Raw genomic sequence first — 13,903 nt, 5'->3', positions numbered from 1 at the left:
GCGTCGCGCACTGTCCATGTGACGAGCCTACCTTTATATACGGAGGCATCTCTCCACTTAACCTGCTAAGGTTATCCGGAATATCTCCTCCGTTTACACCAATCGTCACGACCGCCCGCTTGCCCGGCGAAAGGATTTCCGCAATGTCACAGCCCGTCATCGCCGACGATCAGCGGACGCGGTCCGCGCCAGCGGAGGGCACCGGCGGCCGGCGGGGTAATCCCTGGTGGACGCTGGCGAGCGTCGCCCTCGGTGTGATCATGGTCGGCCTGGACGGGACGGTCGTCTCGATCGCGAACCCGCGCATCGCCGAGGATCTCGGTGCCTCGCTGACCGACCTGCAGTGGATCACGAACTCCTACCTGCTCGCCCTGGCCGCCCTGCTGGTGTTCGGCGGCAAGCTCGGCGACCGGTACGGCCGCAAGCTGATCTTTCTGATCGGCGTGGTCGGGTTCGGGCTCACCTCACTGGCCATCGGCCTGGTCGGGGACATCGTCGGGATCATCGCGCTCCGGGCGCTCCAGGGCGTGTTCGGAGCCATGCTGATGCCGAACACGCTGGCCATCCTGCGCGGCGCGTTCCCACCCAAGGAGCTGAACCGGGCGATCGGCATCTGGAGCGGCGCGTCGTCCATCTCGATCGCCGGCGGACCGATCATCGGTGGCCTGCTGGTCGAGCACGTGAGCTGGGAGTCGGTCTTCTACATCAACGTGCCGATGGGCGCGATCGCGCTAGCCGTGGGCCTGGCGGTGCTGCGTGAGTCCCGCAGCGAGAGCACCGGGCAGCGCCACGACATCCCCGGCATCATCACCCTGTCCGGCGGCCTGGTCGGCCTCGTGTTCGGCCTGATCAAGGCGTCAACCTGGGGCTGGACAGACCCGAAGACGCTCGCCTGCGTCTTCGCCGGGCTGGCCGTACTGGTGCTGTTCACGGTGATCGAGACCCGGGTGGCCGCTCCCCTGCTGCCGATGCGGCTCTTCGGCAACCGGTCGATCTCGGTGGGCAGCGCTGTTCTCGTCATCAACTTCTTCGCGCTGTTCGGTGTGCTGTTCTTCGTCACGCTGTTCCTGCAGAACGTCCAGGACACCTCGCCGATCGAGACCGGTGTCCGCATTCTGCCGCTGACCCTGGCAATGATGATCATGTCACCGATCGCAGGCAGCGCCACCGAGCGGTTCGGGCCCCGCCCGCCGATGGTGATCGGTCTGGTGCTGTCCGGGACGGCACTGCTCCTGTTGACCGGGCTCGAGCCCGGCTCCAGCTTCAACGCGCTGTGGCCGTCGCTGCTGATGCTCGGCATCGGGATGGGCCTGGTCATCACGGCCAGCGCGGAGGCGATCGTCGGCAACGCCCCGGTCGACGACGCCGGGGTCGCCGGTGGCCTGCAGACCACGGCGTTGCAGCTCGGCGGGGTCGTCGGGACGGCCGTCCTGGGCTCGGTGCTCAGCAGCCGCGTGGCATCGGTCATGGTCGACAAGCTGACCGGCGCCGGCACCCCCGTCGAGGTCGCCAACCGGCTGACCGACTCGGAGCAGCTCATCAGCCAGGGAGTAGCGCCCCAGGTGACCGGCGCGCCGGAATCCGTCCAGGCCGCCGTGACCGCGGGCAGCCACGCGGCCTTCATGACCGGCCTGCACGTCTCCCTCGTCGTCGCCGGCATCGCGACGCTCGTCGCGGCCGGGCTGGCCCTCCTGGTCCGGCGCGGCGACAGTAGCGGCGGAACCCCCGTCGTCGTGCACTGATGTTCACGATCTGATCGCCGTGTGCCGTGTCCAGCATCCGGTCGGCCTGACCGGATCCTGGACACGCCCCTGTCGCCTGGCGACGGCCCCGGAACGGGGCTCGTCGCCAGGGTGGGCAGCTGTCAGTGGAACAGGCCGCGCGATCTTCCCAGCGGAAGGTCAAGGTGCGTCTGAATGCCGGGTGGGGCCGCGACGACGTCGTGGATCATGTTGACGACTGACATCGCGGTCCAGGTCTGGCCGGGATGGGCCGACCCGCCGGACGGATTCGCTTCGATCGTGAACGTGGTGGCCGGCTCGCCGAAGAACTCGACGATGTACCGACTCGCGCCGTTCACGATCTCCGGAGTGAGATCGTCCGCCATCTTCCACTTCGATTGGAAGACGATCGCGGAACGCCCGTCGACGACCGCTTCCCAGCGCCGGCACATTCCCGCCACCTTGCCGGTCGGGATGACCCCCGAGGCGACGACGAGGTCCTCGTCGCTGACGGCAACCGTGAGGCCACACTCGTACCGGTCGACCGTAAGGCCGAGGCCTGCGGCCAGCAGGCCGATGGACTGGCTGTACGCGTCCAGGGCGAGCCGGTGCGTCCGATGGGCCTCGTCCGGGTCCCGCCCGAACCCGAAGGCTGTGAGCATCTCGCTCGCCGGAGCGCCGCTGAAGTCGACCACCTCGGTCACGACCACCTGGTCGAGGCGGCTGTGCAGCCGGGAACCGACGAGCGCGAAGATGTCACCGACGAAACCCGGGTGGATGCCACCGGCGTGGAAGCTGGTCCCGCCCGCCCGGCAGGCCGCCTGTAGCCGGATCGTCTGCTCGTCGTTCGGTCGCGGGAACGTGAAGCCCAGGGGTGTGACGACGTTCTTCCCGGAACGCAGGAGGGCCTCGAGGTCGTCAAGGTCGGGCCGTAACGGCGCGTAGTGCACGCAGTCGGCGTCGATGGCGAGGAGCTTCCCCTTGTCCGTGGTCGCTGTGACGCCGAGCGGGGCGATCCCGGCGAGATCGCCCGCGTCCGCACCGTCCTTCGCCGCGGAAGTCGTGTAGACACCGACCAGCTCGAACGCGGAGTTGGCCGCGAAATGACGAATGGAGATCTGGCCGATACGACCGGTGCACCACTGAACGACACGTACGGGGCGCGACGGGTTGACCATTCGGTCGTCTCCTTCTCGAAGGGTGCCAGGCTGCGGCGGGAACACCGGCCCTCATGGTGTCAGAACAGGCCCTGCGCCGAACGTGGCTGAGCGGCACGATCACGGCATGCCGGTCGTCCACGCCAGGGCCGCGGGCCAGGCACAATGCCAACTGGCCAGGCTGCCCCGCAGGGTGCGTACCCGCCAACCATCGGCTGACCAGACCGGTCAGGCGACAATCGTGGCGATCGCCGGGACGGTGATCGGTCTCGCGATCGGGATAATGCTGTACGCGTGATACACGGCCGCGTCCCCCTGCGCGACGCGGCGGTCCGCTTCCTGACAATCGACGACGCCCGAGCCGGATTCACCCGGCCCGGGCGTCGTCGTCTCGCCAGCCGACAGGTCACAGGGCGCGCAGCAGGCGGGCTCCGCGCAGGGCGGCGTCCCAGGCGGCTCCGGCCACCGCCCTGGTCACGAAATGGCCGATCCAGACCACCAGAAAGGTGGCCAGGATCAGGATCGGCGCCCAGTTCCAGGACAACTGGAGGACGATCCGCTCGAACGCGCCGTGCGGGTCGACGACCGGTTCCCAGCTGTTCAGCCGGGCCCACCGCCCCAGGAAGATCCCGACGGCGCACAGGGCGTGTGCCGCCACGGTGACCCGGCCTTGCCACTCCGCCCGGCCTACGCGGCCGAGATACCGGCGCAGGCCGGCCAGTGACAGGTAATAGGCGAGGAAACCCGACCCGATGAACACCGCGTAGACAGGCAGCACCGCGGTCACCACGGGGCCGTCGCCGCCCGCCACCAACACATCGTCCCGTAGATGGACGAGGTCGGTCACAACATACGGGGCGTTGGGCAGGAACAGCGCGAACAGCACGAGCCCGGCCCACCACAGGGGCGAACGCGGCGGATGCCGGTCGGCGCCACCCAGGAACAGTCCGCAGGCCAGGACGACCGGAGCCCAGGCCAGCAGGGTGTTCCACATCATCCACCGCGCGTTGCCGCGGACGACCTCAGCCAGACTCGGCGCCACCACTTCCAGCACACCCATGGTTGCATTGTGCGTATCAGGCGCACCCGAGCGGCCGCTTTCACGGCCGCCGCGGGCTACCGGTGCTCGTTATCCTCCCTGGCATGGCCCGGACGGAGCATGTCCCCTGTCTGGTGAGCAGGGTCGTCCTCATGATCCTCGAAGACGACGGCGCGTTGGGTGCGCTGGATCGACTCGGCGATGTGCCTGATCCGCTGTAGTCGGGCATCCCACTCCGACCCGACGGACGACAGCTGGGCCACCGCGCGGGCGAGCTGGGCGCCGTCCACCCGATACTGCTTCTCCCGGCCCGCCGGGGTCGCGTGGACGAGGCCGACCCGGTCGAGGACGACGAGGTGCTTGGCCACCGCCTGGCGGGTGACCGGCAGCCGCTGGCTCAGCGTGGTCGCGGTGCCGTGGCCCTCGCTGAGCAGCAGGTCGAGCATCCGGCGTCGGGTCGGGTCCCCGATCGCGGACCAGAGGTCGTCGTCGACATTCTCGGCCACGGCGGTTCTCATGGCCGCAGCTGAAGCGTCGCGACGTACGGCGCGAGCCGCGGCAGGTAGAAGTCCCAGCCGGTGACGTGCTCCTGGTACTGCTGCTCGAGGACGGCGACCTCCCAGCCCATCTCGCGGAAGCCGGTCTCGGTCATCCGGAGCACCGTCCCGGCGCCCGACGGGGTCAGCTCGAAGGTGACCAGAAGCGAGTTGCCCTCCACCGCGGCCTCGCCGGCCGGGTGCGTCCAGCGGAACGAGAACGTCCGCGGCGGTCGGGCGTCGACGACGGTGAACGCCACCGCCGTCCCGCCGGCATTGCAGTCACCGAAGACGATCTGCCCCGTCGAGCCGGGCGTCGGCTCGTAGCGGGCGTCGTCCGGCCACCACTGCCTGAGGTGGTCGGGGCTGCTCACCACCTCGAAGACGATCTCGGGCGCCGCCTCGACGTAGATCTCCCGCTCGATTGTGCCGAGTTCCATGACATCCTCCTGCAACGTTTGGTTGCTCGTCAGGTTACCCGGCAGGGCGAAATCCAGCAACCATCGGTTGCTTCTCGCCTCGACGGCCGCCCGGGTGGCCCGGCGGGGCCACCCAGGCGGTGGGATCAGGCGAGGTCGTAGCGGTCGAGGTTCATCACCTTGACCCAGGCCGCGACGAAGTCGCGTACGAACTTCTCCCGCGCGTCGTCGCTCGCGTACACCTCCGCGAGCGCACGCAGCTCGGAGTTCGAGCCGAAGACGAGGTCGACGCGGCTGCCGGTCCAGGTCAGCTCGCCCGTGGCGGCGTCGCGGCCCTCGAAGACGTTGTCGTCCTCGCCGCTCGGGCGCCACGTCGTGCCCAGGTCGAGCAGGTTGGCGAAGAAGTCGTTGGTCAACACCCCGGGCGTCGCGGTGAGGACCCCCAGCGGTGACTGCCGGAAGTTCGCCCCCAGCACCCGCAGGCCGCCGACGAGGACCGTCAGCTCCGGGGCGCTCAGGGTCAGCAGGTTCGCCCGGTCGACGAGCAGGTACTCGGCCGGCAGGCGCTGGCCCTTCCCGAGGTAGTTACGGAACCCGTCGGCGGCCGGTTCGAGCGCCGCGAACGACTCGACGTCGGTCAGCTCCTGGGACGCGTCGGTCCGTCCCGGCGTGAACGGGACCTCGACGTCGAACCCGGCGCCGCGGGCGGCCTGCTCGACGGCGGCACCACCGGCGAGCACGATCAGGTCGGCGAGCGAGACCCGCCTGCCGTCGGTCCGGCCGGCGTTGAACTCCTCCTGGATGCCGGTCAGCGTCCCCAGCACCGCCGCCAGCCGGTCCGGCTCGTTGACCTCCCAGCCGCGCTGCGGCTCGAGGCGCAGGCGCGCGCCGTTGGCACCGCCGCGCTTGTCACCGCCACGGAACGTCGAGGCCGACGCCCACGCGGTCGCGACCAGCTGGGAGACCGACAGGCCCGAGGCGAGGACCCGGGCCTTCAGCGCGGCGACGTCCGCGGCGTCGACGAGCTCGTGGTCCACCGCCGGCACCGGGTCCTGCCACAGCAGCGTCTCGGCCGGGACCTCCGGGCCGAGGTAGCGCGCGACCGGCCCCATGTCACGGTGGGTCAGCTTGAACCACGCCCGGGCGAACGCGTCCGCGAGCTGGTCCGGGTGCTCCAGGAACCGCCGCGAGATGAGCTCGTAGACCGGGTCGAACCGCAGGGCGAGGTCGGTCGTCAGCATCGTCGGGGCGTGGCTCTTCGCCGCGTCGTGGGCATCGGGGACGGTGCCGGCGCCGGCACCGTCCTTCGGCTTCCACTGGTAGGCCCCGGCCGGGCTCTTCGTCAGCGCCCACTCGTAGCCGAAAAGCGTCTCGAAGAAGCTGTTGTCCCAGCTCACCGGGGTGGGAGTCCAGGCGCCCTCGAGCCCGCTGGTGATCGCGTCCGCGCCCTTGCCGGTGCCGAAGGCGTTCTTCCAGCCGAGGCCCTGCGCCTCGAGGGGGGCACCTTCGGGCTCCGGGCCGACGTTGTCCGGGTCGCCCGCGCCGTGGGTCTTGCCGAACGTGTGGCCGCCGGCGATGAGCGCCACCGTCTCCTCGTCGTCCATCGCCATGCGGCGGAACGTCTCGCGGATGTCGCGGGCCGCGGCCAGCGGGTCCGGGGTGCCGTTCGGGCCCTCCGGGTTGACGTAGATGAGGCCCATCTGGACCGCCCCGAGCGGATTCTCGAGCTCCCGGTCACCGGTGTAGCGCTCGTCGCCGAGCCAGGTGGTCTCCGGACCCCAGTAGACGTCCTCGTCCGGCTCCCAGACGTCCTCGCGGCCACCGGCGAAGCCGAAGGTCGTGAAACCCATCGATTCCAGGGCGACGTTGCCGGCGAGAATCATCAGGTCTGCCCAGGAGAGCGCCTGGCCGTACTTCTTCTTCACCGGCCACAGCAGGCGGCGCGCCTTGTCCAGGTTCCCGTTGTCCGGCCAGCTGTTGAGCGGCGCGAAACGCTGCTGCCCGGCGCCGCCGCCACCACGGCCGTCGCTGATGCGGTAGGTACCCGCGCTGTGCCACGCCATCCTGATCATGAACGGGCCGTAGTGACCGTAGTCGGCCGGCCACCAGTCCTGCGACGTCGTCAGCACCTGCGCGATGTCCCGCTTGACGGCGGGGAGGTCGAGCGTCCGGAACGCCGCGGCGTAGTCGAACTCCTCACCGAGCGGATTGGCCACCGCGGGATTCTTGGCGAGGATCTTCAGGTTGAGCCGGTTCGGCCACCAACCGCGGTTCCCGCCGCCCTGGGTGGGATGCGGGGCCCGCTCATGCGCGACCGGGCAGCCGCCACCGCTTTCCTCGTTCAGTTCGGAAACAACTGTCTCGTGATTCTCGGACACAGGATCCTCCGTCGTTGGCGGATCAGCAGCGGATCGAAAGCGGACAGGAACGGATCAGGAACGGTCGGGAGGGATGGGGGTCGGATCGGGAGCGGGTAGGGACAGATCGGAAGGAGTCAGGGGCGGGTCAGGGGCGGCTCGGGGGCGGTCAGGCGTCGCCGGCGGGGAGCAGTCGGGGCACCGGCCCCAGTAGAAGACCTCGGCCTCGTCTATCGAGAAGCCGCGGTCGTCGGACGCGGCCAGGCAGGGCGCCGAGCCGACCGCGCAGTCGACATCGGCGATGGCACGGCAGGACCGGCACACGACGTGATGGTGGTTGTCCCCCACCCGCGACTCGTAACGGGCCACCGAGCCGGCCGGCTGGATACGCCGGACCAGGCCGGCCGTCGTGAGAACCCGCAGCGAGTCGTACACCGCCTGGTGGGACACCTCAGGAAGCTCCTCGCGCACGGAACCGACGATCGAGTCGGTGTCCGCGTGCGGATGCGCGTAGACCGCCGTCAGCACCGCCACCCGCGGACGGGTGACGCGCAGCGCGGCCCCGCGCAACATCCGCTGAAACTCCTCCGCCGTGGCCACCACCACATGGTCACCCGTTTTCTGGAACCAGTCAAGAAAACCAGAAAGTAACCAGGACACCACTCCAAGCTCCCGATATGCTCCCCGCTACAGGACCCTGGCCCCGGCACCGTGGGCTCGAAGCGGGTGCGCGAGCCTCTGAGCTGGGCGTTTGTGGTGACCCGAGCCGCCGGATGCCACGATGCGCCCCAGTTCGTCTCGAATGCGTAGTATTCGGCTGTCTGACGCCACCGTCCCCGCCCGGAGTACCGATCAGCGGTGTCCAGCGCGATGCCCCGACGGATGTTGGAAGGACCGAGAGTAATTGGCCGAGAGCGGTTTCCCCGGAGACAGGTCGTGGGACTTCAAGTCGGTCACGACCAGCGGCACGGTCCAGGGCTTCAACGGTGAGCCCGTCGACCTGCGCACCGACGTCGCCCACATCGCCCGGGTCTACGACCACTGGCTCGGCGGGAAGAACAACTTCGCGGCCGACCGGAAAGTGGCGGAGGCGGTCATGGCCGCGATGCCCACGGTCATCGAGAGCGTCCGCGCAAACCGCTCTTTCCTGCGCCGCGCCGTGAACCTGCTCGCCACCGAGCACGGCATCCGCCAGTTCCTCGACATCGGCACGGGCCTGCCCGCGGCCGACAACACCCACGAGGTGGCCCAGCGCGCCGCTCCGGACTCCCGGATCGTCTACGCCGACAACGACCCGATCGTGCTCGCGCACGCCCGGGCGCTGCTCACCAGCAGCCCCGAGGGCCGCACGGCCTACGTGCACGGCGATGTCCGCCAGCCGGCCGAGATCCTCGCCAAGGCCGCCGAGACCCTCGACTTCACCCAGCCGATCGCCCTGATGCTCATCGCGGTCATGCACTGCATTCCCGACGAGGACGATCCGTACGCCATCGTGCGCACCCTGACGGATGCGATGCCCCCCGGCAGCTACTTCGTCCTCACCCATCCGATCCCCGCGACCGACGCACCGTCCGGCGACGTACCGGCCGAGGATCTGGCGGCGGCGCACGCCCTGATGCGGGAGGCGTCCACCGGCAGTTTCCACGCGCGGACAGCGGATCAGATCACCCGGTTCTTCGACGGCTGGGAGCTCCTCGACCCCGGCGTCGTCCTCGCGACGCAGTGGCGGGCGAACGAGCCCGAATCCACCGTGATCCGGGTCGGCATCGGCCACAGGACGGCCTGACGCGCTCGTCGACCGAGACACAGCCGCGCCGGATTCACGCAGCCCGACGCGACCGACAGCCCAACGTGCCCTACAGCCCGATGTACCCAACAGACAGACGCGCCGCCGCCCGTACGTGACGATACGGGCGTGCTGCGCGCAATCCTGCTCGACTTCTACGGCACCGTCGTGGCCGAAGACGACCACACCATCGAGATCATCTGCGAACAGGTCCGTGCCACCGCCACCGGACGACCTGACCTGACCGCCGCGGAGGTCGGCGCCCACTGGCGACAGGTGTTCCAGGAGGAGACGGGCAGAAGCATCGCGGAGGCGTTCCGCACCCAGCGGGACATCACCCTTTCGTCGCTGGCCCGCGTACTACGACACTTCGGCTCCACCGCCGACCCGTACGTGCTGTGCACGCCACAGTTCGACCTCTGGCGCCAGCCGAAACTCTGCGCCGACAGCAGGGCCTTCCTGGACGCGCTCGACCTGCCGGTATGCGTCGTGTCCAACATCGACCGGGCGGATCTGCGCACCGCGATCGACCATCACCAGCTGCCGTTCGACCTGCTGGTCACCAGCGAGGACGCCCGCTGCTACAAACCGCACCCGGCCATCTTCCAGACCGCGACGCGACTACTCGGGCTGCCCCCGGACACCGTGCTCCACATCGGCGACTCGCTGACCTCCGACGTCGCCGGCGCCCACGCGCTGGGCATCCCCACCATCTGGGTCAACCGGTCAGGACGGCCCCGCCCCGCCGACCTGACCTCGATCGCGGAGGTCGGTGCCCTCACCGAAGCGCTCCCGCTGCTGCAACAGGCGCGCCGGTAGCGCGCCGCGGCGACAATGGGCCCAGGAAAGGCAATGGGCCCAGGGGAAATGGGCCCGAGGAATGCGGAAGGGTGGTCATTTCATGGTCGGCACACACCTGGTCATGGGAGCGAGCGGTTTCCTCGGTTCGCACGTCACACGGCAGCTCGCGGAGCGCGGTGACGACGTCCGCGTGTGGATTCGCCGATCCAGCTCCACGCGGGCTTTCGACGACTTACCGGTGCGACGTTGCTATGGCGAGCTGGTCGACGACGCGGCGATCCGCGAGGCGATGCACGGCGTCGACACCGTGTACTACTGCATCGTCGACACCCGGGCCTGGCTGCGCGATCCGGCGCCGCTGTTCGCGACGAACGTCGACGGCCTGCGGCACGCACTGGACGCGGCGCTCGAAGCCCAGGTGCGGCGCTTCGTGTTCTGCAGCACCGTCGGCACGATCGGCCTCTCGCCGGACGGCCGCCCGGCCAACGAGAGCGCTCCGCACACCTGGGCGCACCTCGGCGGGCCATACATCCAGGCACGCGTCGCCGCCGAGAACCTCGTCCTGGACTACTGCCGGGAACGCGGGCTGCCGGGAATCGTCATGTGCGTGTCGACGACCTATGGCGCACCCGACCACGGCTCCCCGCACGGCCGCCTGGTGTCCGACGCGGCGAAAGGCAGACTGCCGGTCTACTTCGGCAACGCGGCGATGGAGGTAGTGGGCATCTCCGACGCCGCCCGCGCGTTCCTGCTGGCCGCGGAGAAGGGCCGGGTCGGCGAGCGGTACATCATCAGCGAACGGTACATGACCTGGAAGGAACTGGTCACGACGGCGGCCGAGGCGGGCGGCGCGAAGCCGCCGCGCCTCGGGATCCCGCTGCCCGTGATGAAGGCCGTCGGCCGCCTCGGTGACGTGGCGGGCCGCGTGCTGCGCCGCGACGTCGTGATGAACAGCGTCAGCACCCGTCTCATGCACTTCATGCCGCCGCTCGACCACAGCAAGGCCACCCGGGAACTCGGCTGGGATCCGTCCCCCACACCGGATGCCGTCCGCGCGGCCGCGAAGTTCTACCTCGAGCAACAGCACCAGACCGGCCGCTGACGGTAGGGGGCCGGCCCCGGTCTGGCGCGTTCCGGGTAGCGAAGGCAAGGTTGCGGGTGCGGCTCCGTCCAAAGCGGGCCGCGGGAACCTGGGTCCGCCCGCCACGGCCACGGGACGGAGTTGTCCCGGGCGCCCGTCGTCATGCTGTGGCTCGGCACCGATGAGTTCCGTGCGCCGGGTCGGTCCAACCAGAGCACACACCGGGGTGGACGGCACGGCCACGAGCGAGGCGGAGCGGGACGTCCACGACATGGCTGAGGAGAGTTCAGGATGCGCACACTGATCGTGACCGCTTTCGTGTCCGTCGACGGAGTCATGGAAGCGCCGGGCGGGGAGGCGGAGTACCGCAACACCGGCTGGACCTTCAAGGACATCGACTTCGACCCCGCCGCCTACGAGATCAAGGGCCGGGAGCAGGAGGAGACCACGGCACTGCTCCTGGGACGGACCAGCTACGAGGCCTTCGCCCCGGTCTGGCCGACGATGGACGACTTCGCCGGCTACAACGCGATGCCGCGGTACGTCGTGTCCAGCACGCTCACCGAGGACGACTCGCGGTGGCCGGCGACGATCCTGCGTTCCGTCGACGACGTCGCGAAGCTGAAGGAGACCGAAGGCGGCCCGATCGCGGTGCACGGCAGCGCGACGCTGGGAAAGAGCCTCGCCGACGCAGGGCTGGTCGACCGTTACCACCTGCTGGTGTTCCCGGTGCTGCTCGGCGCGGGAAAGCGGCTGTTCAGCGAGGCCGACAAGGACAAGACCATGCTGAAACTGGTCGAATGCGACGCCTACCCGAACGGTGTCCAGAAGCAGGTGTTCGAGGTCGTCCGCTGACCCGGCGCCCACCGGCGGCGGGCGGGCCTCAGCGGCGGAACAGGCCGGCCTCCTGGATGGCGGAGGCGACGAGCAGGCCGTCCCGGGTGAAGAACATGCCCCGGGAGAGGCCTCTCCCGCTGTCGGCGCTCGGGCTGTCCTGCGCGAACAGCAGCCAGTCGTCCGCGCGGAACGGCCGGTGGAACCACATCACGTGGTCGAGGGAGACGATGTCGAGCCGCCCCGGCAGGCCGTTGTAGGGCAGGCGCGCAGTGCTGGCCAGGGTCAGGTCGGAGAGGTACGTCAGCGCGCAGACGTGCAGCAGCGGATCGTCCGGCAGCACCTGGTCGACCCGTACCCAGACACTCTGCCGTGGCATCCCGTCGACCGATCCTGCCGCGGCGGCGGCCTGCCGGGCTTCGGCGCCCCCGAGAGGGCCCGTCGTCGAGCGGACGTCGATCAGCAGGAACGGCCGATACTCGGGGGCCTCCTCGATCGGCCCCCACCACCGGGGCAACGTCTCCGGCCCGGGCACGTCCGGAGCACGCAGCCGGTGCGTCTCGTCGGCTTCGCGCGGTCGCTGGAACGACGCGGACATCGAGAAGATGGTCTCCCCGTCCTGCACCGCGCTGACGCGGCGCGTCGTGAACGACCGACCGTCCCGGATGCGCTCGACGAGATACACGATCGGTGCGTCGGTGCGGCCGGGGCGGAGGAAATAGCCGTGCAGCGAATGCATCCGCCGGTCGGGCTCGACGGTCCGGCCGGCGGCCACCTGGGCCTGCGCCGCGACCTGCCCGCCGAACGCGCGCATCGGCGCCCCGTCATGGCACAGACCACGGAAGATGTCGCGGTCCACGGACTCCAACATCAGCAGGTCCGCGAAGTCGGGCTTGCGTTCGGTCATCGACGTCCGCCGCCAGACACCAGGTCGGACGTCGCGCACCGGCGCGGCGCGCGGCTCGCCAGCGTCACGGCGGTGCGCCGCTCGACGGCCGGGTTCGCGGACAGGGCTGCCACCAGCCGAAACGGCGGGATCAGGGACACCGTGCGAGGCTACGCCGTGCTCCGTGCCGCCTGCCGCCGATTCCACCCCGGGCCCGGGGCCGACAGGAGCCGATGGCCGGACGGTCAGTCGCCCGCGGCCGGCTCGGGGGAACCCCCGAAAATGCTGTTGCAGAGCAGCAGGTAAAACCGGTCGGGCCGGGGAACGTGATCGATTTTCTCCAGCTCGCTCGCGTGGTCCCCTTCGGTCTCCATCGCGAACTTGCCGTAGCCAAGCACCCGGCCGTTGGGATCCAGGGTGTACGAGATGTCCGTGATCTTCGACAGCGGGATGCTCTGGACCCGCAAGGAGATGATCCCGGAAACTTTGATCATCCGCGAGCTCGTGATCAGCAGGTTGGTGCGGTGCCAGTCGAGCAGGCGCCACAGCAGTCGTACGACCGCGGCCAGCGCGACCCACCACAGCAGCGTGAGCAGGAAACCGGCACCCGTGCCATGGGCCCTCGAGTAGATGGAGAGGGCCAGGACACCGACGAGGATGGCCGCCGTGCCGAGAACCAACCGGGCGATTACCACCCAGTGCAGTCGAATCTGAACAATTGTCTGCTCATCCGCAGCCAGGTATCTATAGTTCCGCACGCCGACCCCCCCGGGTTTCCCTCGACGTACGGTCTCATGTTTAGCTGCGCGGCAACCCTGACAAGGATCGGTTTTCAGTTCGACTTCTTCACCAGTCCCCAGAAGATCGGCGTTGGCCGCGAAAAACGTCGGCGCGCGGTGTCTCTCAGGGGCACCCCGACGGCTGATGCCGAGCCCGCATCACGCCGACGGGCCCTCCCCCGCCCACTGCCTGCTTGACGCCGGCAGAGGCGGAGGGAGGGCCGTTGGTCAGCGCGGTCTCAATCATCCACGCGATTTTCAGCCGGCGACAGTCGTACCACCCACAGTCGCCCCGCCAACCGCGGTACCGCCGCCGCCATCGGCCACGGTCGTACCGCCCACGGTCGGCCCACCCACCGCCGTACCACCGGTACCAGCCACGGTCGTACCGCCCACGGTCGGCCCGCCAACCGCCGTACCACCGGTACCAGCGCCACCAGCCACGGTCGTACCGCCCACGGTCGGCCCGCCAACCGCCGTACCGGCGCCACCAGCCACGGTCGTACC

12 protein-coding genes and 1 pseudogene are annotated in these 13,903 nt (G+C 69.6%); 5 read left to right on the top strand and 8 right to left on the bottom strand.

The features are described from left to right. The first annotated feature begins 143 nt into the window (after window positions 1-143). Entirely contained in the window at window positions 144-1,742 is a 1,599-nt protein-coding gene (locus MXD62_RS15835) for an MFS transporter (protein ID WP_248830019.1), read from the top strand. A 122-nt stretch (window positions 1,743-1,864) separates the two neighbouring features. Here the strand turns inward: MXD62_RS15835 and MXD62_RS15830 are convergent, their stop codons facing one another. The 6 genes and pseudogenes from MXD62_RS15830 to MXD62_RS15805 form a co-directional block, all read right to left on the bottom strand. Then, a complete protein-coding gene (locus tag MXD62_RS15830; protein WP_248830018.1) occupies window positions 1,865-2,899 on the bottom strand; it encodes a dihydrodipicolinate reductase in 1,035 nt (344 codons plus the stop codon). Between the two features lie 385 nt (window positions 2,900-3,284). Continuing rightward, window positions 3,285-3,938 (bottom strand): DUF1361 domain-containing protein, encoded by a 654-nt coding sequence (locus MXD62_RS15825; protein WP_248830017.1) that lies wholly within the window; start codon window positions 3,936-3,938, stop codon window positions 3,285-3,287. Between the two features lie 56 nt (window positions 3,939-3,994). Beyond that, window positions 3,995-4,435: an ArsR/SmtB family transcription factor gene (locus MXD62_RS15820; protein WP_368862407.1), complete on the bottom strand. Its 441-nt coding sequence runs from the start codon at window positions 4,433-4,435 to the stop codon at window positions 3,995-3,997. Then, the gene (locus MXD62_RS15815) at window positions 4,432-4,893 is read right to left on the bottom strand and encodes an SRPBCC family protein (RefSeq protein WP_248830015.1); all 462 of its coding nucleotides are present in this window, start codon (window positions 4,891-4,893) and stop codon (window positions 4,432-4,434) included. The genes MXD62_RS15820 and MXD62_RS15815 overlap by 4 nt, the downstream gene beginning before the upstream one ends. Window positions 4,894-5,018: 125 nt before the next feature. After that, a complete protein-coding gene (katG, locus tag MXD62_RS15810; protein WP_248830014.1) occupies window positions 5,019-7,250 on the bottom strand; it encodes a catalase/peroxidase HPI in 2,232 nt (743 codons plus the stop codon). Between the two features lie 165 nt (window positions 7,251-7,415). Further along, window positions 7,416-7,829: pseudogene (locus MXD62_RS15805) on the bottom strand (Fur family transcriptional regulator); the annotation flags it as partial. 304 nt (window positions 7,830-8,133) lie between these two features. Between MXD62_RS15805 and MXD62_RS15800 the strand changes: the two are divergent. From MXD62_RS15800 to MXD62_RS15785, 4 genes are all read left to right on the top strand, one after another. Continuing rightward, entirely contained in the window at window positions 8,134-9,015 is an 882-nt protein-coding gene (locus MXD62_RS15800) for an SAM-dependent methyltransferase (RefSeq protein WP_248830013.1), read from the top strand. A 129-nt stretch (window positions 9,016-9,144) separates the two neighbouring features. Then, window positions 9,145-9,834 carry an HAD family hydrolase gene (locus MXD62_RS15795; protein ID WP_248830012.1) on the top strand — a complete coding sequence of 230 codons (690 nt, stop codon included), beginning with the start codon at window positions 9,145-9,147 and terminating at the stop codon, window positions 9,832-9,834. Window positions 9,835-9,916: 82 nt separating this feature from the next. Continuing rightward, the gene (locus MXD62_RS15790) at window positions 9,917-10,918 is read left to right on the top strand and encodes an NAD-dependent epimerase/dehydratase family protein (RefSeq protein ID WP_248830011.1); all 1,002 of its coding nucleotides are present in this window, start codon (window positions 9,917-9,919) and stop codon (window positions 10,916-10,918) included. 270 nt (window positions 10,919-11,188) lie between these two features. After that, complete coding sequence (locus MXD62_RS15785; protein WP_020459127.1) at window positions 11,189-11,752, top strand: dihydrofolate reductase family protein; 564 nt, start codon at window positions 11,189-11,191, stop codon at window positions 11,750-11,752. A 28-nt stretch (window positions 11,753-11,780) separates the two neighbouring features. On the opposite strand, the gene MXD62_RS15780 is transcribed toward MXD62_RS15785, so the two are convergent. Both MXD62_RS15780 and MXD62_RS15775 read right to left on the bottom strand, forming a co-directional pair. Beyond that, window positions 11,781-12,638, bottom strand: coding sequence for an acyl-CoA thioesterase II (locus MXD62_RS15780; protein ID WP_248830010.1), 858 nt, complete (start codon window positions 12,636-12,638; stop codon window positions 11,781-11,783). Between the two features lie 224 nt (window positions 12,639-12,862). After that, the gene (locus tag MXD62_RS15775) at window positions 12,863-13,375 is read right to left on the bottom strand and encodes a PH domain-containing protein (protein ID WP_248830009.1); all 513 of its coding nucleotides are present in this window, start codon (window positions 13,373-13,375) and stop codon (window positions 12,863-12,865) included. Window positions 13,376-13,903: the final 528 nt, after the last annotated feature.

It is taken from the genome of Frankia sp. Mgl5 (genome assembly GCF_023242985.1).
Lineage (GTDB): Bacteria > Actinomycetota > Actinomycetes > Frankiales > Frankiaceae > Parafrankia > Parafrankia soli.
The sequence above is the reverse complement of the archived record's forward strand: the minus strand, read 5'-3'. Positions and strand labels throughout refer to the sequence as shown.